Here is a 19,120-nt window from a genome sequence, read left to right as displayed (position 1 = left end):
CGTCTCTGCTGTGAGCCTACTCGCATCTTGGATCGATCGGTCGCATCATCTTTGACCGATCGATCCAAGATGGTTAGCGTGAAGATCCTGTCGCGGGTCTCGCCTCGGCCGACACGCCGAACCAGCACACCCAGCACCGATGGAGGAAAACCATGACTCACCCTGCAATCACCGCCCGAGTCGCCGACAACCCCGTCCGCGACTTGCCACTGCGCGACCTGGCCGGCTTCACCCACTGCTGGGTCGACGCGGGCGGCATCCGACTTCATGCGGTTGAGGGCGGTCAGCCGAACGGCCCAGCCGTCGTGCTGCTCGCTGGATTCCCGCAGACCTGGTGGGCATGGCGAAAGGTGATGCCCCACCTGGCCGACCGATTCCACGTCATCGCGATCGACCTGCCAGGCCAGGGGCACTCCGAACGCCCGGACGCCGGCTACGACACGCACACGGTCGCCGCGTACGTCCACGCCACGGTGAGAGCGCTCGGAGTTTCGACATACTGGCTGGTCGCCCACGACATCGGAGCGTGGGTCGCTTTCTCCCTCGCCTTGAAGTACGAGAGCCGGCTGCGCGGCGTCGCGCTGCTCGACGCCGGAATCCCGGGCATCACACTCCCCGACGCCATCCCGACCGACCCCGAAGTGGCGTGGAAGACGTGGCACTTCGCATTCCATCTCGTGCCCGACCTGCCCGAGACGCTGCTCTCAGGCCGCGAACGCGAGTACGTCGGCTGGTTCCTGAGGGCTAAAACTCTCTCCCCCGACACCTTCGACGACGCCGAGATCGAGCAGTACGCCGCGGCCATCGCCGCTGACGGCGGACTCCGCGCCTGCCTGGCCTACTACCGAGACGCCGCTGAATCGGCGCGAAGGAACCACAAGGCCCTTGAACAACGGCACCTGACGGTCCCGGTTCTCGGGATCGCCGGCAGCCACGGCTCCATCCCTGACATGGCGGCTTCCCTCAAGCCGTGGGCCGACAACACCACGGGGATCATCGTGCCGGACGCAGGACACTTCATCCCGGACGAACAACCTGACGCCGTCGCTACCGCTCTGGCCGACTTCATCACTGAAGGCGACTGAACGCTCGGCCAGGAGTCCGTCCTTGTCGTCGAACATCCGGTACAGCGCGGGGGCCGTGATGCCCGCGGCTGCGGCGCGTTTTGCCCACGTCGTAGCCGCGATCACGTTCGGGGCATCGTTCGAGGCCAGGCCAAGGACAAGCTCAGCGGGTGCGTTTGTAGTGGCGGCGTGCTTTTTCGCGGTTGCCGCAGACAGCCATCGAGCACCAGCGGGCGCGGTTGGCGCGGCTGCGGTCGAGCAGGAACAACTGGCACTCGTCGTTGGCGCAGGGGCGTAGCCGACCGGGCAGTTGCTTCTCGGTGGCGGCCCAGGCGAGAACCACCTCGATGGCCAGCCGGGCGTGCGGGGGAGTCCTGAGTGTCCACTGAAGACCATCCGAAGTGATCTCGGGGATCTGGTGGACGCCTTCGAGCAGCGGGCTCAACGCGGCGGGCGAGCTGTCTCCGCGCACTATGTCCCGCAGGATGTCCCGCGTCTCGCGCAGCAACGCCAGTTCCGCGAGGCTGCCGTCGCCGCCGTGCTCCCGCGCCCAGCGTCTGCCTCCGTCCAGGTCGCCGAGCGCGTCCTGTTCCTCGCCGTTGACCAGTGGCCTGCTGTTGAGCAGGTCCAGCAGCGTATCCATCGAGTGTCGTTCCTTCTCTAACCAGATCGAGCGCTTTGACAGGTTAGCTCATTCCGTGCTTGCATGACGAGGCACTAACCGGATCGAACATTTAAAGGGGTTAGAAATGAGCTCGGTACACCACCGGACCGCCACCGTCGACGGCTACGAGATCTTCTACCGCGAAGCCGGCCCCGCCGACGCCCCCGTGATCGTCCTGCTGCACGGCTACCCAACCAGCTCGTTCATGTTCCGCGAGCTCATCCCGCTGCTGGCCGACGACTACCACGTCATCGCGCCTGACCACCTCGGCTTCGGTCACTCCGACGCCCCCCTGGTGGGGGAGTTCACCTACACTTTCGACGCCCTCGCCGAACTCACCTCCGGACTGCTCGACCAGCTGGGCCTGGACCGCTACGCCCTCTACGTCCAGGACTACGGTGCCCCCATCGGGTGGCGCCTCGCGCTCAAGCACCCCGAACGGATCTCCGCCGTCGTCACCCAGAACGGCAACGGCTACGAGGACGGTTTCGTCGAGTCGTTCTGGACCGACGTCTGGGCCTACGGGGCGAACCCCGGTCCCGACACCGAACCCGCCGTCCGCGTGGCGCTGAGCGTCGACGCCATCCGCTGGCAGTACGTGCACGGCGTGCCCGACCCGAGCCTGGTCAGCCCGGACACCTGGGAGCACGACTTCGCTCTCGTCTCCCGCGAGGGCAACGACGAGGTGCAGCTGGCGCTGTTCCGCGACTACCAGAACAACCGCCCGCTCTACCCGCTGCTACACGAATTTCTGCGCACCAGCGAGGTGCCGGTGCTCGCCGTGTGGGGCCGCAATGACGAAATCTTCGGCCCGGCCGGCGCGCAAGCCTTCGCCCGCGACGCAAAAGACGCGGAGGTGCACCTGATCAACGGCGGTCACTTCCTGCTGGAGAGCCACCTGGACGTCGTCGCGGGTTATCTGCGCGGCTTCCTTGGGCGGGTGCTGGACTGAGCGGGTGTCTCGTGACTGATCGTCTGACACCGCCTCGCCCGGCCGCCGACCGCGGACCTTCGCCGCCCCTGGAAGAAGCCGGCCGAGCCCGGGCGGTTCACCCCCGCCGGGCCCGCCGAGGGTTCAGGAACTTCCGCCCGAACTTGCCCTGTCCGGCCCGTGCGCCGAAACCCGACCGGCCCGGCTCCGGCCGACCGCCCGGCTCTAAAAACCGGCACCCCGCCACTCGCCACCTCGGTTCCATGTGCGGCCGCGCAGCGGTTTGGGCTTGTCGTCCTCGCTCGCGGGCGTGATCCCGAGGATGTGTTCGCACATCTGCTGGACACGGGTGAGCTGGTCCTCACCCTGGCGTACGACGTCACCCGGCTCGGTCGGCAGCGCGCCGCCCTCCTCCAGGTGCAGCCCGGTCCGAGGTGCCCGTGTTCGGCAGCCCACGGCGGCAGCCAGGCCTTCCTCCCACGCGACGTCGTAGTGCGACCACACCATGCCCAACTTCTCCACCTGCGCGACGCGGTCCTCATCCATGTCCCTGCTGGCGTAGAACCTTCGGGCGTCGGCGATCCATTGCCCCAGTGGGCGTGGAGAACCTCGGTAGGTGTTCTTGAACTTCCTGTTCCTGATCAGCGGAAGAGCTATCCACTAGATTGGTGCGTGGGCCGTGACTGGCGCTGAGGTGGAGCACCACCGGGGAGCGGTCTGACGAATCGGTCGATGCCGGGCGCCTGGGCGAGTGGTGAGCGACGCCTGGAGGCGGCCATGTCCCAGACACAGACAGCCCGGCTTATGGACGGAGTTGGCCTTGCCCGACGCATCGTTGAGGAGACGTCAAGCAAGGCGACAGAGATTTCGCGGCGTGTCGGCGTGACGCCTTGCCTCGCAACGGTGCTGGTAGGTGAGGATCCGGCTTCGGTGACGTACGTCCGGATGAAGCGGGCCCGTTGCGCGAAGGCGGGCATCGAGTCCCGGCTTGTCAGCCTGCCGGCCACCACTACAACCGCTGAGCTGGTGGAGACCCTCCAGTCCCTCTCGCAGGACGCCGGAGTGCACGGCATCTTGCTTCAGCACCCCGTAGGCCCGCACATCGATGAGCGGGCGGCATTCGAGGCCATCGCGCCGGAGAAGGACGTCGACGGGGTCACGATGAGCTCCTTCGGAGCGATGAGCTTCGGACTGCCCGGATTCGCATCGTGCACCCCGGGCGGGATCATGCGGCTCTTGGACGAGTATGAGGTCGATCTTGCTGGTCAGCATGCCGTTGTCGTGGGTCGCAGTGCGATCCTCGGCAAGCCCGTGGGAATGCTCTTGCTCGCCCGGGACGCCACTGTCACCTACTGCCACTCCCGTACGACGGATCTGGCCGCGATCGTGCAGGAAGCGGACGTTGTTGTGGCGGCCGTGGGACGGCCTCGTCTTGTTCGCGGGGAAGACGTCAAGCCAGGGGCCGTCGTGATCGACGCCGGATACAACCCAGGCAACGTCGGCGACGTCGACTTCGACACCGCCCGCACTCGTGCCCGCTTGATCACGCCGGTCCCCGGCGGGGTCGGCCCCATGACCATCGCAGTCCTGCTGGCGCAGACGGTTGACGCGGCATCCATCCAGCTTGGGCTGGCCGGCCGGTGAATGAGGTCGCCTTGATTTTGGCTTGGACGACAAGCGGCTAGCCTGCTGACCGGTTTTTTTCGGTCCAGTTGGTGCGGGGGCCTTTGCGGGTGAGCCGCCGGATCATCGTGGTGATGAGGGCCCAGTTGTGCGGCCGACGGTGGAGGCGCCTTTGACTGACTGGGAGTACACGACCAGCGTCACCGGGTGCGGGCAGCGCCCTTTGCCAGTACGGATCCGGCGCCGGAGCTGATCACGGATGTAGATGACCACCCCGGCCCGGTTCCACCTCCAGAAAGACTCGTGGACCGTCTCCCACGGTTCCGTGACGCCCGCCGCTGACGACAGGCCCGCACCCGGCAACGGTCCGGGCAGCCACCGCCGCCCTCGACCGCTCCACCCCCACCGTCCACGACCACACTCCCGGCAATACCGCCGAGCAATCCCTCAGCCCCCACAGCCAGATCGTCCAGCCGTACCCACCTCACGGCCAGGGATCAAAACACCTACTAAGCCGGCGGCAGCGCACGGCGTGTCAGCGGTGGAGGGAGCGGTTGAGCTCGACGAGTTGCTCCCGCGTGGGCGTGGAGGTGTACTCCAAGTAGCGCTCCATCATGCGGTCCCGGTTGTGCGGGGCCTCGTCCCGGTCGGCCGAGTTAAGGGCCTTCTCCAGGTCCCGCAGGCCCAGTTCGGTGCAGTATGCGGGCGTCATCGGCTGCTGGCGCCAAGAGTCGGCCAGAGCGCCGGCGTCGAAGGGGTCGAAGCCCGTTTCGTCCACCAGGCGCATGCCCACACGCCGCGCCTGTTCGGAATCGGCCGCGACCGGCAGCGCGATGCGGTGCGGGGTGCCCGCCGGAGCGTCCTTGGTCTGGAACGTTTGTGACAGCACGGCGTTCCACGCCTTGACCACGGGCCGCCCCAGCTGCTCGGTGACCCACAGGCTTTCCACCTGGCCGTTGTCCACCGCTTCGATGGCGCCGTCCCGGTGGGGCATGTAGTTGGAGGTGTCGATGACTACGGTCTGGCCGGGTACGGAGGCGAACAGCGGCGCCACCGCCGGGATTCGCCCGAACGGGATGGACAGAACGATGACGTCCTTGCCCTGGACGGCGTCGGCCGCGGTCACCGCGTGCGCCCCGAATTCCAGCGCCTCGGCATCGATCGTCTCGGGCCCCCGGGAGTTGGCCACCGCAACGTCGTGTCCGCCGGCGCTGAGCCTGCGCGCCAGCGTCGTTCCGATCGGCCCTGTGCCGATAACACCAATTATCATGATTCATCCCTCTCGTGTTTGCGCCACCCCCTTGAAGGGGTGGCCAGGGTGTGATGGATGACTGTGCGCGGGCATGCGACACCGCAGGAATGACCGAGGGGGCCGGCATCCGGCTGCAAGGAGAGCGGCCGATGGCCTACTCCTCGTTGTCCTGTTCGCGGTATCCGCTCTCGATGAGAGCGCACGGACGGCCGAGTGATTCTTCGTCGGTGGCGCCGGTGCCGCTGCTCCAGGCAACACAGACAGCCGCGAGGAACAGGTCGTACCCCTTCACGGACTGCCGTGCGTGGCCCGCACGGTGGGATTGCGCTGGACGTCCGCACGGGGCTCACGCCCCTGCTGTCCCTTGTCGCTCATACGCCTGCCCGTCTCCTGCGTTCTGTCGGCCCACGAAAAACGGAGGCTGGCTCCGCATGCTTCGAGGGTAAAACGGAGGCGGCATCCGGTCAACTCGTGACGACTGCTCCCGTTGACGGCTGATGACTGGAACCGGACCCGCCTGGAGCAAGGGCGAGATGTCGGAGCGCCGGGCCAGGGCCTTCGCGAGCTGTTCGGCTACGTCGGGGGTGCAGCGCAGCCGGACGATCCAGGCCTGCCGGCCGAGCAGGCGCTCGTCGGTCATGCCGACCACCCTCAGCCCGGCGGTGGTGCGCAGCTTGCGGAAGCGGCGGGCGATGGTCTGGTCGGACACTCCGAGGACCTCGGCGATACGGCTGAACGGCGCCCGTCCGTCGACCTGGAGGGCGTGGAGCAGCTTCCGGTCGAGGGCGTCGAGGGAAGGGGACTCCACCGGCTGTCTCCTGCTGCGAGAAGGTGATGCTCACGGTATGTCGTAGTGCAGCGCACGTGTGGCCCGGGACCGGTGACCGTTGGCGTCACCCCTCCTGATGGTTGGCCTGCAGGGCGGACCCGGGTGCGGGCGCGTGCGCCCCAGGGCCCTGAGGCTGTGCCGGTGCGCGGCCGGTCGTGCCGGGGTTCCCGGCGGCGTGACGGCCATGGACGGCACTGTAGCCGCCGGTGGCCGGAGGGGCCGGGTGCTGGGGACGGCGCAGCAGGAACACCCCGACGACGGCGGCCAGCAGGACCAGGACGGCGGAGACGATCAGGCACAGCCGGAGTCCGTCGAGGAACGCCTCGGACAGGGCACCCAGGACACGAGGAGTGCCGGCGCCGAAATCCGTGCCGCCGAGGGCGCTCGGTCCGCCGGTGTCCGCGACCGCGGTGGCGTGCCGGACCGTCGCTTCGGTCAGACCGGCGTCGGCGAGGTGACCGGGCAGGGCGTCCACGGCCTCGGACGACAGCAGGGCGCCGAGGGCGGCGGGGCCGAGGGCGGCGCCGACCTGGCGGAAGGCGTTGTTGTCGGCCGCGGCCATGCCGGCCTGGTGGTGCGCTACCGAGCTGACCGCGGTGGCGGTCATCGGGGTGATGACGAAGGCCATGCCCAGGCCGAGCAGAACCAGCCGCCAGGCCAGGGATCCGAACGAACGGTGCCGACCGCGGCGGTGGACAGTGCCACCATCACCTTCTCGTCCGTTAAGGAGGCGACGCCGCCTTCGATGATCCCGTACACCAGGGCGGTGATCGCCAGTGCCGCGGTGATCTGGCCCGGCCAGTCCAGTCGGCGCGCGCCCGGGGCGCGGGAGTCGGCCGGCATCTTCGCCGCGCATGCCATGGCGAGCAGCGAGGCGGGGATGGGCAGGAGGTAGATCCAACGCCACGCGAAGTGGTCGAGGATCACTCCGGCCATGAGGGGGCCGATGGCCAGCGCCGCCGTGAGCGACGCCAATTCGGCCCATGGCCACCTCGAACGCCTCCCGCCAACGGACGGGATCTATGCCGTGCCCTGCGGCCACCGTCTCATCGTTACTCCACACAAGTCACGATGATCAACGGTGGCCGCGCCCGTTCCCGCACCGGCCCTCACCAGCAAGATCACGATCCACAGGCGGAATTCCCAACTGACTGTAGTAGGGCTGGACCTGGGTCGCCCAGAACGTGCGCATTGGCCGCTGGACGCGGCGCACTTGAGCTTGGAACTGGGGGAGCAGCCGACGGCCTGGCCTGTAGGCAGCGAGGAAACGGATGATCGGCCCTCCGTTGTCGTGAAGCGTGCGGAGCACGCGTTGGCCGACTGCCGACGGGTACTTCTGCGAGGGCTCGCCGGCAGCGCAAATGCAACGCTGCTTCAATGGCTGGCTGTCGCCACGGCACGCGATGAACTGCCGAAGGAACTGGGCGACTGGCGGGGGCGGATTCCGTTCGTCCTGCCCCTGCGGACGCCGGTGCGGCGTGGGCCCCTTCCGGAGCCGCAGGATTTCCTGTCCGCGGTCGGAGCCCCCTGGCCGCCTCGCAGCCGGAGGGCTGGGCCGATGACGTACTCGCCAGAGGCGAGGCACTCGTCCTGGTCGACGGCATCGACGAGGTCCCCCAAGAGCAGCGGAGTGCTACGCGGGACTGGCTCGAGCGGCTCTTGGCGGCCTACACGGGCGCACATTCGTGGTCACTTCTTCAACGCCCGCTCCAGATTCCCAGGCGTCTTCCATGGCCTTTCAGGCGTCCAGGAAGTCCCCCACTTTGGGCGCCACATACCCGACGCTGCGCCCCTCGCTGTCGAGCAGTCGGCCCATGTGATTCACGGTGTGCAGGCAGACGGCCCGGTCCACGATGGAGAGATCTCGAGAGCGCTCTGTGATCGTCGCCTCCAGTTGCGGCAGATTCCCGAGCGATCGCAGCCAGACCATCAGCAGGAGGTTCCGCTCTCCCGTAAGGGCGCAGCACAGGCGTACGTCAGGGAGCGCTGTAAGTGAGCGTGCCGTGGACTCCATGTGCTGCGGTGCCACGCTCGCCCACAGTACGGCCGAGTGCGGCCAGCCCGACAGGGACTGCGCCATCTCGCAGCGCAGCCTGAGCAACCGGCCGGTCAGCAGGCGCTTGACGCGGCGGCGCGCGGTGGGCTCGCTGATCCCGGCGCGGTCGGCGATCGCGGTGTAGGACATGCGGCCGTCCTCGTGCAGCAGCCGGAACAGCTTCCGGTCCACAGCATCCATCCGGGCACCTCCCACCGTGGTGGACGGTGTGCCGGCCAGTTCCAATGCGCGTCGCTGTGACAGTTCGAGGCTGCGCAGACGCCATCGGCTCGGCTCGCCGTAGCCCACGGTCCGTATCTCCGCCCGATACGCCCGGACACCGGACAGCTGCCCTAGCGTGCCGCGCAGGTACGCCGACACCTCCGCGGATGTGCGCAACGTCGCCACGACCAGCAGCCCGTACATGCCTGTGAGGTGGTGGACGTAGCGCACGTGGGGCTCGGCACTCAACGCGGTGGCGATGTCGTCCAGCCGGCCGGGAACGCAATCGATCTCGATGTACACCATGCAGAACTCGCTGTGCAGGGCCGTGCCGGCCACACAGGTGACCCACGCCAGTCCCGCCTCGGCCAGCCGCTCCCAGCGGCGTGCCACAGTCACCGGATCGAGCGCGAGCGCCCCGGCCAGCTGAGCCCAGGAGGCGCGCGGCGAGAGCTGGAGCGCATTGATCAGCTCCAGGTCTTTCTCATCGACGGAATCGTGCGGCATGCCTCTTCCTATCACCGTGTACGAGCTGCGTATAGGCGCCCATTCGCCTGTCGTGACGGAATGCTGCGTATCGAGAGTCGTTCCACGAAGCCTGCCGATTCTGGTGGCCCAAACACTCTGGGGGCACCGAGGAGGTCCGAGATCGTGAGGATCACGCAAGTCGATCAAGACACTGACGGCCGTCGGCAGCAGCGTGACCGAGCTGTCCGCGAGGCGGTGCGGTCCGGTCTGATCGGCCCCGCCCATGTGGCGGCGGGGTTCTTGGACGCCGACGGGATCCAGGAGTCCGTGCGCGACCTCCGACGAGCCTTTGGCGACGCGCCAGTGCTGCACACGTTCGCCGCCAAGGCCGCGCCTTTGGTCCCCGTGCTGCGCCTGCTCGCCCGGTCCGGCATGGGGTGCGAGGTCGCCAGCCCGGGCGAACTCGCCCAGGCCGTCGCTGCCGACTTCCCGCCGGAACGCATCGTGCTGGACTCACCCGCGAAGACCCGCGCCGAGCTGGCCGACGCGCTCGCCTTGGGAGTGGCGGTGAACGCCGACAACTTTCCCGAGTTGGACCGCATCGGCGAACTACTCGCTGTGAGCGAGAGCACCTCGGTGCTCGGGCTGCGGATCAACCCACAGGTCGGCGCCGGAGCCATCGACGCGATGAGCACCGCCTCGCTCAGCTCGAAGTTCGGCGTGCCACTGCGAGATGCAGGAGCACGGAAGCGCATCCTCAAGGCTTTCGCCGAGCGGCCCTGGCTCACTCGGCTGCACGTGCACGTCGGTTCGCAAGGCTGCTCCCTGGAGCTCATCGGCCAGGGAGTGCGCGCCGCGTACGAACTCGCCGAGGAGATCAACGCGATGGCGGGCCGGCAGCAGGTGACCAGTCTGGATATCGGCGGCGGCCTGCCGGTCAACTTCGACGACGACGAGATCCGCCCGACCTACGCGGACTACGTCCGGCAGCTGCGCGCCTCCGTTCCCGAACTCCTGGGCGGGCGCTACGACCTGGTAACCGAATTCGGTCGTTCACTGGTCGCCAAGAACGGCTTCACGGCCGCGGTCGTGGAGTACACCAAAGACGCCGGCGGCCGCCGCATCGCGCTGACACACGCGGGCGCGCACATCGCCACCCGCACCGTCTTCATGCCGGAGGCGTGGCCGCTGCGGATGGCGGTGTACGACTCCGACGGCAAGCCCAAGCTTGCTCCGGAGCGGGTCCAGGATGTCGCGGGCCCGTGCTGTTTCGCCGGGGACCTCGTAGCCCGCGGACGCAAGCTGCCCGAACTGGCACCTGGGGACGTCGTGGTGCTGCTGGACACCGGCGGTTACTACTTCTCCTCCCCCTGGTCGTACAACAGTCTCGCCCGGCCCGCCGTACACGGCTTCACCACACGCGAATCGGACATACGGTTCGCCGCGGTCCGCCCGGAACAGACCCTCGTCGAGATCCTGGCGGAAAGCGGCGTCGACCAGGCAGACGCACTCCTCTTCAGTGACGTGGACAGCACCCCGGCCCACGCGGGCACCCCGGCCCCCGCGCGATGTGTACAGACAGAAACCCGATCGTGGCACTGACCGAGGTTGCGACGACACCCGCTCGCCGTTTGCCCGCGGCCAAGCAGGCGGCACCCTACGCCGTTGCCGTAGCGGGACTGATCGCCACACCGACATTCGCCTCGTTGTCGGCACCCGAACCCAACTCCACTGCGAAGGAAGAAAGTTGAACGAATTCGATGTACTCGCCGTCGGCGGTACCGTCATCGACGGCACCCCCGGCCCGGTCCGACGGGCAGATGTCGGCATCCGGGACGACCGCATCGTCTTTCTCGGACGGGCCACGCCTCACGCCACCGCACGGGAGGTACTCGACTGCACCGGCCACGTCGTCGCGCCCGGCTTTGTCGACCTGCACTCGCACGCCGACTACACCGTGTGCGACGCGCCCAGCGCCGAAACGTGCATCAGACAGGGCGTCACCACCATCGTCACGGGCAACTGCGGCGCTTCCCCCTTCCCCATCACACCCGAGCGGCGACACGCGTGGCACACCACGCTCGCACGCGGCAACCTCAGCACCGTCGACATGCCCTGGGAGGACTTCGACGGATTCGCACGCGCGGTGGAGGAGGCCGAACCGTGCGTCAACCTCGCCGCCCTCGTCGGCCACGCGGCCCTCCGCGTGGCCGCTGTCGGCACCGAACGGCGCCCCGCGACAGCCGACGAGACCGCCCTCATGCGCAAGCTCCTCGCCAGGGCTGCCGAACAGGGGGTGTTCGGTCTGTCCACCGGACTCATCTATGCCCCCGGGTCGTTCGCCGACACCGACGAGGTCGTGGCGCTGGCCACCGAGGCTCGGCAGGCCGGACTGCTCTACAGCACCCATATACGCGACGAGGGCGACCATCTCGTCGAGGCCGTGACCGAAGCTCTGGAAACCGCCCGACGCAGCGGCGTGCGCCTACAGATCTCGCACCTTAAGGCCCTGGGCCCCGCCAACCACGGCAAGGTGCACGAGGCGCTGACCCTCATCGACTCCGCTGCCGCGGAAGGAGTGGACGTGGCGTGCGATGTCTACCCCTACGCCGCCTCCTCCACCCGGCTCACCTCACGCCTTCCCGACTGGGCGCTGGACGGCGGTCGCGACGCGCTCCTCGCCCGACTGGAGAACCCGAAGACCCGCGAGGCGATCACCTCGGAGCTCCGGGCGAAGACCGGACACACCTTCCTTCCCGAAAGCACCGTCATCGCTTCGATGCCGCCGGGCCGCTACTCCTCGTGGGTGGGAAGCACGGTCCAGGACATCGCCGCCGCCACCGGCCGCGATCCGGCCGAGGCATCCCTCGACGTACTGCGCGCGCACAAGGCCCTGGTCTGGATCATCAACCATGCAATGTCCGAGGCGGATGTGGAAACAGTGCTACGCCACCACCGCAGCGCAGTCGCCAGTGACAGCTGGGTACTGGACACCGCCACCGACGGCAACCCCCACCCCCGTCACTTCGGTACGTTCGCCCGGGTCCTGTCCCGGTACACCCGCGACGGCCAGGTTCTCACGCTCCAGGAGGCCGTCCACAAGATGAGCGCGCTGCCCGCCGCTCGCCTCGGCCTCACCGACCGAGGCATCCTGAGCGAAGGAATGGTCGCCGACCTCGCCGTTTTCGATCCCGAGACGGTCAGCGACACCGCCACCTTTGACGCGCCGCTGTCTTATGCCGTGGGCACTCGTCACGTCCTCGTCAACGGCCGCCCCGTACTGCGTGATGGCGTCCTCACGAAGCACCGTCCTGGCACGGTGCTCCGCAGGACGGCCGTGCGCTCCCTCTCCCACCGCACAAGGAGGTCCCCGTGAGTTCCACCCTCGTCCAGTCACAGCCGACTGAGCCCCAGTCGAGAGCCTTGCACACCGCGTTCCGGGAACTTCGTAACCTTTCCGCCGCCGGCCACAATCCTCATCGTCGGCTTCGGTATCGCCGTCAGCGAGGCGAACCGGCTGTTCCCCGCGCTGCTGCGCCGCAAATACCTGACCTTCGCGCTGTCGATGACGGTGATGGGGCGGTCCGCTCGGAGTTCCACGCCTCCGATTCTTCCTTCGCGCCTGGTCAGGAGTCGTGATGACCCTCTCGTCCCCTGTCTCTTTGGCTTCGAATGCTCTGGCCGACACCTTCTTCGACTGGGGCCTGATCGCCCGGACTTTTCCGCGGTTGATCTCCGAGGGCCTGCTGAACACGTTGACGATCGCCGCAGGGGCCATCGTGCTCGGAGTCGTCATCGCTCTGGCGGCCACGATGCTGCTCCTGTCGAACCGCTGGTGGGTGCGGCTTCCCGCCCGGATCTACGTCGATGTCTTCCGCGGCCTTCCAGTGATCATCACGGTGATGCTGGTCGGTGTGGGCCTGCCCGCCGCCGGCCTACGGCCCTTCGGTACCGACCCCTTCGGCTACGCGATCCTGGCGATCGGCATCATCTCCGGCGCCTACACCGCGGAGATCTTCCGCTCCGGCGTCCAGAGCGTCGACCCCGGACAGTTGCAGGCGGCCCGCAGCCTCGGTCTGAGCTATCTCAAAGCGATGCGCCTGGTCGTGGTGCCGCAGGGCATCCGCCGCGTACTGCCCGCCATGGCCGGCCAGTTCATCAAGGACATCAAGGAAAGCTCACTGGTCTACCTCCTCGGCCTCGCCGTCGGGCAGCGCGAGCTGTACTTCATCGCCCAGGAGGAGGTCGCCCGCACCTACAACTCCTCACCCCTGATCGCCGCGGGCATCTGCTACCTCTCGCTGACCATCCCCATGACCTACCTCGTCAACTACCTCGACAAGCGGCTGCGCGAGGGCCCGCGCCCCGGCAACACCCCGACCCCCGTCGATCCGGACCTGCCCGACACCCCGCTCCAGACTGCTGGAGCCACCGGAAGGGAAGCCCGATGAACCCCGCCACCGCCGGCCCGAACCCGGTCGCCCCCCTGCCCAAAGGTGCACCCAAAGCCGCGCCCTGGACACCGGACGCCCCCGCCGCCCTGCAGGTCAAAGGGCTCAGCAAGAGCTACGGCTCCAACACCGTGGTATGCGAGGTCACCCTCGATGTGCGGCGCGGAGAGACCCTCTGCGTGATCGGCCCGTCCGGCTCGGGCAAGTCCACCCTGCTGAAGTGCCTGAACCTGCTGGAGACGCCCGACTGCGGTGAGATCTGGCTCGGCGAAACCTGCCTGACCGCCCCGAGGGCCGACGTCGACGCCGCACGCTCCCGCATCGGCATGGTCTTCCAGCACTTCAACCTCTTCCCCCATATGAGCGTCGAGCGCAACGTCACCCTCGGCCTGACCTCCGTCAAGGGCATGGGCCGCGAGCAGGCCCGCGAGATCGCACGGCGCCGCCTCGACCAGGTCGGCCTCGCCGCCCTCGCCGACCAGCGGCCCGGCCGGCTCTCCGGCGGGCAGCAACAGCGCGTCGCCATCGCCCGCGCTCTCGCCATGGAGCCGGAGGTGATGCTCTTCGACGAGGCCACCTCCGCGCTCGACCCCGAACTGGTCAAGGACGTGCTCGCCGTGATGCGGGACCTCGCCTCGGGCGGCATGACCATGGCCGTCGTCACCCACGAAATGGGCTTCGCCCGGGAGGCCGCCGATCGCGTCGCCTTCATGTGCGACAGCCGCCTCGCCGAGATCGGCACACCCGACCGGATCTTCGAGAGCGCCGAACACCCCCGGCTGCGCCAATTCCTCTCCCAAATCCTCTGAACCGCCCACCCAGCACAGAAAGTCCTAGCCATGCGCACACCCCGTAGATCGCTGCTCGTCTGCGCCGTCACCACCGCTCTGCTGCTCCCCCTCACCGCCTGTGGCGGCGGCAGCGATGCCGCAGACTCCAAAGCAGCCAAGTACAAGAACCTGGTCAAGTCCGGTGTGATCACCGCCGGAACCCAGTCCGAGCAGCCGCCCTTCGCAGTCGCCGACGCCAACGGCAAGCCCAGCGGATTCGCCGTCGACCTGATGAACCAGGTCGCCAAGCGCCTCGGCATGAAGGTCGAGTACAAGACCACGAACCTCCTGGGCCTGCTCGCCGGACTGCCCGCCGAGCAGTACGACGTCGGCGTCGCCGGCGTCGTAGCCACCCCCGAGCGCGAGAAGGAGGTCGACTTCTCCACCCCGTACTACTGGGGCATCACCGATGTCCTGACCGACAAGACCGGCAAGCAGACCAAGCTGTCGGACTTCGACGGCAAGCGGGTCGGCATCGTCAGCGGCTCGATAGCGGAGGACCTCACGGCCAAGCTCATGCCGAAGGCGCGCACGGTGAAGTTCAAGGACCAGACCGGGCTCATCGGCCAGCTCCGCTCCGGAGGCGTCGAAGCAGTCCTTCTCAGCTCTGCCAGCGCGGACGAATACCTCACAAAGCAACCGATTCGCGTCGCCGTCAAGGTAGACAACCTCCAGGGCACTGCCTTCCCCATCCGGAAGAAGGGCGACCCGAAGCTGCGCAAGGACATCGACGCCCAGATCAACGCGATGATCGACGACGGCACATACCTCACGCTCTACAAGAAGTACTTCCATGACCCGATCAGCGCCGACTTGATCAAGGTACGACCCGGGCTCGCGAAGCAGGTCAAGAACACCAGCCTGGCCCCTTCCGAGAAGTGACGACTGGGCGGTCATCGACCTCGCCGAGCCGGCCTCGGGTCACCACCAGCTGCTGATCCGCCGCAACCGCTGCACCGGTGAACTCGCCTACTACCGCTGCCACTCCACCATGCCGGCATCCCTGGCCACCCTGGTCAGGGTCGCGGGTTCCAGATGGCGGGTGGAGGAGACCTTCCAAATGGAGAAAGGACTGGCCGGACTGGATGAACACCAGGTCCGCCGCTACCCCTCCTGGGCTCGCCGGGTCACCCTCGCGATGCTGGCCCACGCCTTCCTCGCCGTCGTCCGCGCCGACGAACACGCACACCGACCCACGCCGGACGACCTGATCCCGCTGTCCTGCAACGAGATCTGCCGCCTGTTCATCGCACTCGTCATCCGGCCCGTCCGCGACGCGGCCCACCGGCTTGCCTGGTCCGACTGGCGCCGCCGCCACCAGGCACGATCACGCACCGGTCACTACCGGCGACAAGCCGCATCCCAGACATGAAGATCACGATCTACAGCTGGAGTATTAGGGCGGGTGCGAATCGTTTCTGCGGTGAAGAACCGTGGTCCGTGCGGGTGAGCGCAGCCGCTTTTGTCTCCAAGGGGCGTGCGGGGGCGGGTAGAACGCGGGAGTTGTTCCGTCGCGCTGAAGGGTGTTCGTGATGAGCCGAGGTCTGATCGTCGTGGATGTGCAGAACGACTTCTGTGAGGGAGGCAGCATTCCTGTTTCGGGTGGGGCCCGGATCGCGACTGCTGTCGCCGAACTGGTGGAACGCAGTGCGGGGGCTGATTACCAGTACGTCGTCGCCACCCGGGATCACCACATCGACCCCGGGAGCCACTTCTCCGAGAACCCCGACTTCAAGGACAGCTTCCCCGTTCACTGCGTGGCCGGGCACGAGGGCGGGGAGTTCCACCCGAACTTCGCTCCCACGGCCGCGGGCGGCAAGGTGGATGCCGTCTTCTTCAAGGGAGCCCACAGTGCTTCCAAGAGCGGCTTCGAAGGCGCCGATGAACACGGCACATCCCTGGCGGACTGGCTGCGCTCGCGGGGGGTGCAAGAGGTCGACGTGGTAGGCATCGCCACCGACCACTGTGTCCGCGCGACGGCCCTCGACGCCGTCAAGGCCGGGTTCCGCGCCCGGGTACTCCTGGACTACTCGGTCGGCGTCGCCCCGGATACCACAGCGTCGACTCTGGAGGACTTCCGCCGGGCAGGCGTTGCGGTCTCCGGCGAGGTGCCAGAACCGCAATAGATCCTGGCATCGGCTCGACGCCGTCCGGGATCGTCGGCCGGCGCTCGTGTCGACGAACTCGCCACGGACAACCGGCATCTGGAGCCTGGCTGCCGCCGCCCGGTGCTGCTGGGTGCCTGGCGGTGCGGGCGTGGCTTGGGTGTGGGCCGCGGCGGATCCAATGGAGGACGCGAGGGGAGCCCGGTGGCTGCCCTGACGTGCCGGCCCGCAGCCGGTTGAGGGTTTCGTGATGTGCCTTCAGCTCGGTGCGCCCCGCGCGCGAACGGAGCCCGGCGCCCGGCCTGGAGAGGGGACCGGGCGGCGGACATGACCCGTCAGCGTGTACCGACCTCGATGGGGGTGCTCTGGCTGCTTTCGCTGCCTACGCGGAAGGTGAGCGAGGTGCGGCCGGTGGCGTTGGGGTCGGTGGCCTTGGCTGCTACGAACGCGATGGACTGGGAGGACTTGCCGGCGAGTGCCAGATTGACCTTGGAGAACGTGAGTGTCTGGCCGTCGGGGGAGAGCTGCCCGGGATAGTTCTTTGCTGCTCCGTCGCTGTCGAGCACGGTCAGCATGTAGCCGGGGTTGCCCTCGGCGACGAATGCCAGCCCCATGCCCGGGGGCAGGCTGACCTGGACGTCGTGCACCGGGACGGGGCCGTCGTCGGTCGTCAGCCGTACCCCGGGGTAGCCGACGGGGCCGTCGGCGGAGAGCTTCACGTCCGGCGGCCCGCCGGGAGCGACGGTGAAGCGTGCGCCGGTCGCGCCGGTTGCGGTGTAGCGGTAGTAGATGCTGCCGATTTGGAAGGCGTCTTCGAGTTTGTTGCGGTCCCAGCTGAGGATGCTGGTCTTGCCGCTGGCGGTGTCGATGGACTGCGGCCAGACCAGGAACCGGTAGTACCCGGGCTTGTCGCCCGCGTCGCGCAGGTTGATGGCCTCGAGGATCTTCTTGTCGCCGGTGCCGCTGCCCTGGTGGCCCTTGACGTTGAGCTTGACCGGGTCGGGAGTGAGGTGGGAGGGCGTCCCGTCCTCGTGCAGCAGTTGCCAGTACACGTGATCGCTGTAGTTGCTTGCGACGTCCTTCATGTCCTGGCGGGGGTTGACCAGGTCCACGATGAGTTTCTCGGCGACGTAGCCGTTGTCGGACACGTAACCGAACCCGGCCTGGCTGTTGGGGGTGCCGCCCCAGCCGGCGTCGTAGGGCAGGCGGACGAACGGCCGCCCGGTGTACCCCTTGTCCGCGTTGTAGTAGGGCCACAGGACCTCCACCGGCACATGGGTGGTGCGGGTGGTGCCGTCGTTGAGGCTGAGCCTCACCCCGAGCTGGTAGGTGCGGCTGTACTGGTTCTGCTCGGGGGCGGCGTCGACGTTGAGGTCGCCGCGCAGCGTGAAGGTGATGACGTCGGAGTCCTCCAGGAACGTCAGGTCGATGATCTCGTACTGCTCACTGGTGCCCATCTGGCCGCGTGGCACGACCCCGGCGGTTGTGTAGGCCTTGTCGTCCTGGCCGTAGTAGGCGTACTCGACCTTGGTGATCTTGACGCCCGCCGGGACGCGGATGCGGCCGTCGTAGCGGAACTCGGAATCCCATACCGAGAACCGGTTCGCGTATCCGAGAGTCTTGATGCCCGTCTGCGCCGGGTCCGTCGCCTCGGTGTCGGCCACGTACTCGGTTGATGTAGTCATGCCAACCTCCCATGTGTGCGAGTCCTGGCCTGTTCACAACCGGCCAGGCGGGACAAGGGTGCAGGGAAGGTAGGGCCCGGCTCACCTGGTGAGCGAACGGTGCCCACGGGACTGCTGCCATTCGGCAGCCTTGCCGCATCACTTGGCACGAACCCCCATCTCCTCCGTGTGAGTGAATAAATGGGATGAACTTGACGGCTTGGCACACGCCCGGCGGCTGACGCCCCCGGCGCACGGGACGCTCGCGCGGTCAACCGGACCTTGCGGCCGCAGAGTTGACTGCTTCCGCGCGCCCATCCCTCGATAGGCACGCTACGTGTTTATCCGATTGCGAAGGGTATGCAGGCGGGTGCTGATGCCTTCGGTGTGACCGCCGGGGGCATCGGTGCCGCTCGGCACGAGAGACGTGGCCGAGCGGGCGGGCAGCCCGTTCGGCGGGTGTGCCGGCGAATCGTCGTTTCGACCCGTTCGGAGAACAACTTTTGCGTGTGGACCCTGCGGCACTGCGTCCCTACCGGCCGGCCGTCGCCCCGACCAGGCGGCGGATGTCCCTGGTGGCCCGGGTGTACGGCTACCCGCCGGACCACAACGCGGGGTCGGAGTGGATGCTGCACTCGATGCTCCGGCCCTTGGCCGAGCGCGGCCACGACGTGACCGTCTGGCTGTCGCACCCCGGAAAGACCGAGAAACGCTATGAGATCGACGGAGTGCGTGTCGTCCCCTTTCAGGACGGTCTGGACTTCGCCGCCCAGGCCGCCGAGGCGGACGTGCTGCTGTCGCACTTCGAGAACGTGCCGGTCCTGGCGGGCCTTGCCCGCGACCGCCGGATCCCGCTCGCCGTGATCTGCCACGACAACTTCGCCACCAGCTTCCACAACGCAGCCGGCGCCGACCTCGTCGTCTACAACAGCGAGTGGATCAGAAGAGACGCCGAGATCTACTACGCCCGCTACCCGCAGGA

Annotated in this window: 18 protein-coding genes, 2 pseudogenes and 1 riboswitch; of the genes and pseudogenes, 12 read left to right on the top strand and 8 right to left on the bottom strand. The window is 67.8% G+C overall.

Annotated features, from left to right (window positions below; genetic code table 11):
* Positions 1–152: 152 nt before the first annotated feature.
* A complete protein-coding gene (locus tag CCL05_RS27320; protein ID WP_086563150.1) occupies positions 153–1,085 on the top strand; it encodes an alpha/beta fold hydrolase in 933 nt (310 codons plus the stop codon).
* A gap of 142 nt (positions 1,086–1,227) precedes the next feature.
* Here the strand turns inward: CCL05_RS27320 and CCL05_RS27315 are convergent, their stop codons facing one another.
* Positions 1,228–1,707, bottom strand: a complete 480-nt coding sequence (locus CCL05_RS27315) for a CGNR zinc finger domain-containing protein (RefSeq protein WP_086563148.1) — start codon at positions 1,705–1,707, stop codon at positions 1,228–1,230.
* A gap of 106 nt (positions 1,708–1,813) precedes the next feature.
* Between CCL05_RS27315 and CCL05_RS27310 the strand changes: the two genes are divergently transcribed.
* A complete protein-coding gene (locus CCL05_RS27310; protein ID WP_086563147.1) occupies positions 1,814–2,680 on the top strand; it encodes an alpha/beta fold hydrolase in 867 nt (288 codons plus the stop codon).
* A gap of 30 nt (positions 2,681–2,710) precedes the next feature.
* Positions 2,711–2,973 (top strand): annotated as a pseudogene (locus tag CCL05_RS46415) (hypothetical protein); the annotation flags it as partial.
* On the opposite strand, the gene CCL05_RS27300 reads toward CCL05_RS46415, so the two are convergent.
* Entirely contained in the window at positions 2,885–3,205 is a 321-nt protein-coding gene (locus tag CCL05_RS27300; RefSeq protein ID WP_425275948.1) for a hypothetical protein, read from the bottom strand. The pseudogene CCL05_RS46415 and the gene CCL05_RS27300 overlap by 89 nt on opposite strands.
* A gap of 123 nt (positions 3,206–3,328) precedes the next feature.
* Positions 3,329–3,415: riboswitch (ZMP/ZTP riboswitch) on the top strand.
* Positions 3,416–3,436: 21 nt separating this feature from the next.
* Between CCL05_RS27300 and CCL05_RS27295 the strand changes: the two genes are divergently transcribed.
* Entirely contained in the window at positions 3,437–4,303 is an 867-nt protein-coding gene (locus CCL05_RS27295) for a bifunctional 5,10-methylenetetrahydrofolate dehydrogenase/5,10-methenyltetrahydrofolate cyclohydrolase (protein WP_086563167.1), read from the top strand.
* A gap of 514 nt (positions 4,304–4,817) precedes the next feature.
* Here the strand turns inward: CCL05_RS27295 and CCL05_RS27290 are convergent.
* The 5 genes from CCL05_RS27290 to CCL05_RS27265 all read right to left on the bottom strand — a co-directional run bounded on the left by CCL05_RS27290 (position 4,818) and on the right by CCL05_RS27265 (position 9,127).
* Positions 4,818–5,552 carry an NADPH-dependent F420 reductase gene (locus CCL05_RS27290; RefSeq protein ID WP_086563146.1) on the bottom strand — a complete coding sequence of 245 codons (735 nt, stop codon included), beginning with the start codon at positions 5,550–5,552 and terminating at the stop codon, positions 4,818–4,820.
* A 328-nt stretch (positions 5,553–5,880) separates the two neighbouring features.
* Positions 5,881–6,342 carry an Lrp/AsnC family transcriptional regulator gene (locus CCL05_RS47590; protein WP_425275947.1) on the bottom strand — a complete coding sequence of 154 codons (462 nt, stop codon included), beginning with the start codon at positions 6,340–6,342 and terminating at the stop codon, positions 5,881–5,883.
* Between the two features lie 85 nt (positions 6,343–6,427).
* Positions 6,428–6,991 carry a hypothetical protein gene (locus CCL05_RS47585; RefSeq protein WP_425275946.1) on the bottom strand — a complete coding sequence of 188 codons (564 nt, stop codon included), beginning with the start codon at positions 6,989–6,991 and terminating at the stop codon, positions 6,428–6,430.
* Positions 6,967–7,338 carry a hypothetical protein gene (locus tag CCL05_RS47580; RefSeq protein WP_208641631.1) on the bottom strand — a complete coding sequence of 124 codons (372 nt, stop codon included), beginning with the start codon at positions 7,336–7,338 and terminating at the stop codon, positions 6,967–6,969. Before CCL05_RS47580 ends, CCL05_RS47585 begins: the two co-directional genes overlap by 25 nt.
* A gap of 763 nt (positions 7,339–8,101) precedes the next feature.
* A complete protein-coding gene (locus tag CCL05_RS27265) occupies positions 8,102–9,127 on the bottom strand; it encodes an Lrp/AsnC family transcriptional regulator (protein ID WP_086563144.1) in 1,026 nt (341 codons plus the stop codon).
* Positions 9,128–9,271: 144 nt separating this feature from the next.
* On the opposite strand from CCL05_RS27265, the gene CCL05_RS27260 reads away from it, so the two are divergent.
* The 7 genes and pseudogenes from CCL05_RS27260 (at position 9,272) to CCL05_RS27225 (ending at position 16,495) form a co-directional block, all read left to right on the top strand.
* Entirely contained in the window at positions 9,272–10,690 is a 1,419-nt protein-coding gene (locus tag CCL05_RS27260) for a type III PLP-dependent enzyme domain-containing protein (RefSeq protein ID WP_244204436.1), read from the top strand.
* Positions 10,691–10,835: 145 nt separating this feature from the next.
* The gene (locus CCL05_RS27255) at positions 10,836–12,464 is read left to right on the top strand and encodes an N-acyl-D-amino-acid deacylase family protein (protein WP_086563142.1); all 1,629 of its coding nucleotides are present in this window, start codon (positions 10,836–10,838) and stop codon (positions 12,462–12,464) included.
* A 286-nt stretch (positions 12,465–12,750) separates the two neighbouring features.
* Positions 12,751–13,539, top strand: a complete 789-nt coding sequence (locus CCL05_RS27245; RefSeq protein ID WP_244204435.1) for an amino acid ABC transporter permease — start codon at positions 12,751–12,753, stop codon at positions 13,537–13,539.
* Positions 13,536–14,348: an amino acid ABC transporter ATP-binding protein gene (locus tag CCL05_RS27240; protein WP_086563139.1), complete on the top strand. Its 813-nt coding sequence runs from the start codon at positions 13,536–13,538 to the stop codon at positions 14,346–14,348. The genes CCL05_RS27245 and CCL05_RS27240 overlap by 4 nt, the downstream gene beginning before the upstream one ends.
* Positions 14,349–14,378: 30 nt before the next feature.
* The gene (locus CCL05_RS27235) at positions 14,379–15,251 is read left to right on the top strand and encodes a substrate-binding periplasmic protein (protein WP_086563138.1); all 873 of its coding nucleotides are present in this window, start codon (positions 14,379–14,381) and stop codon (positions 15,249–15,251) included.
* A gap of 1 nt (position 15,252) precedes the next feature.
* Positions 15,253–15,741 (top strand): annotated as a pseudogene (locus CCL05_RS27230) (IS701 family transposase); the annotation flags it as partial.
* 160 nt (positions 15,742–15,901) lie between these two features.
* Positions 15,902–16,495 carry an isochorismatase family protein gene (locus CCL05_RS27225; protein ID WP_086563165.1) on the top strand — a complete coding sequence of 198 codons (594 nt, stop codon included), beginning with the start codon at positions 15,902–15,904 and terminating at the stop codon, positions 16,493–16,495.
* 314 nt (positions 16,496–16,809) lie between these two features.
* Here CCL05_RS27225 and CCL05_RS27220 read toward each other — a convergent pair whose 3' ends face one another.
* Positions 16,810–18,159: a hypothetical protein gene (locus CCL05_RS27220; protein WP_086563137.1), complete on the bottom strand. Its 1,350-nt coding sequence runs from the start codon at positions 18,157–18,159 to the stop codon at positions 16,810–16,812.
* Positions 18,160–18,647: 488 nt separating this feature from the next.
* On the opposite strand from CCL05_RS27220, the gene CCL05_RS27215 reads away from it, so the two are divergent.
* The coding region (locus CCL05_RS27215) for a glycosyltransferase (protein WP_244204434.1) at positions 18,648–19,120 on the top strand (473 nt) is incomplete at its 3' end.

The sequence above is a fragment of the Streptomyces africanus genome (assembly GCF_002150735.1).
Classification (GTDB): domain Bacteria; phylum Actinomycetota; class Actinomycetes; order Streptomycetales; family Streptomycetaceae; genus Streptomyces; species Streptomyces africanus.
The sequence above is the reverse complement of the archived record's forward strand: the minus strand, read 5'-3'. Positions and strand labels throughout refer to the sequence as shown.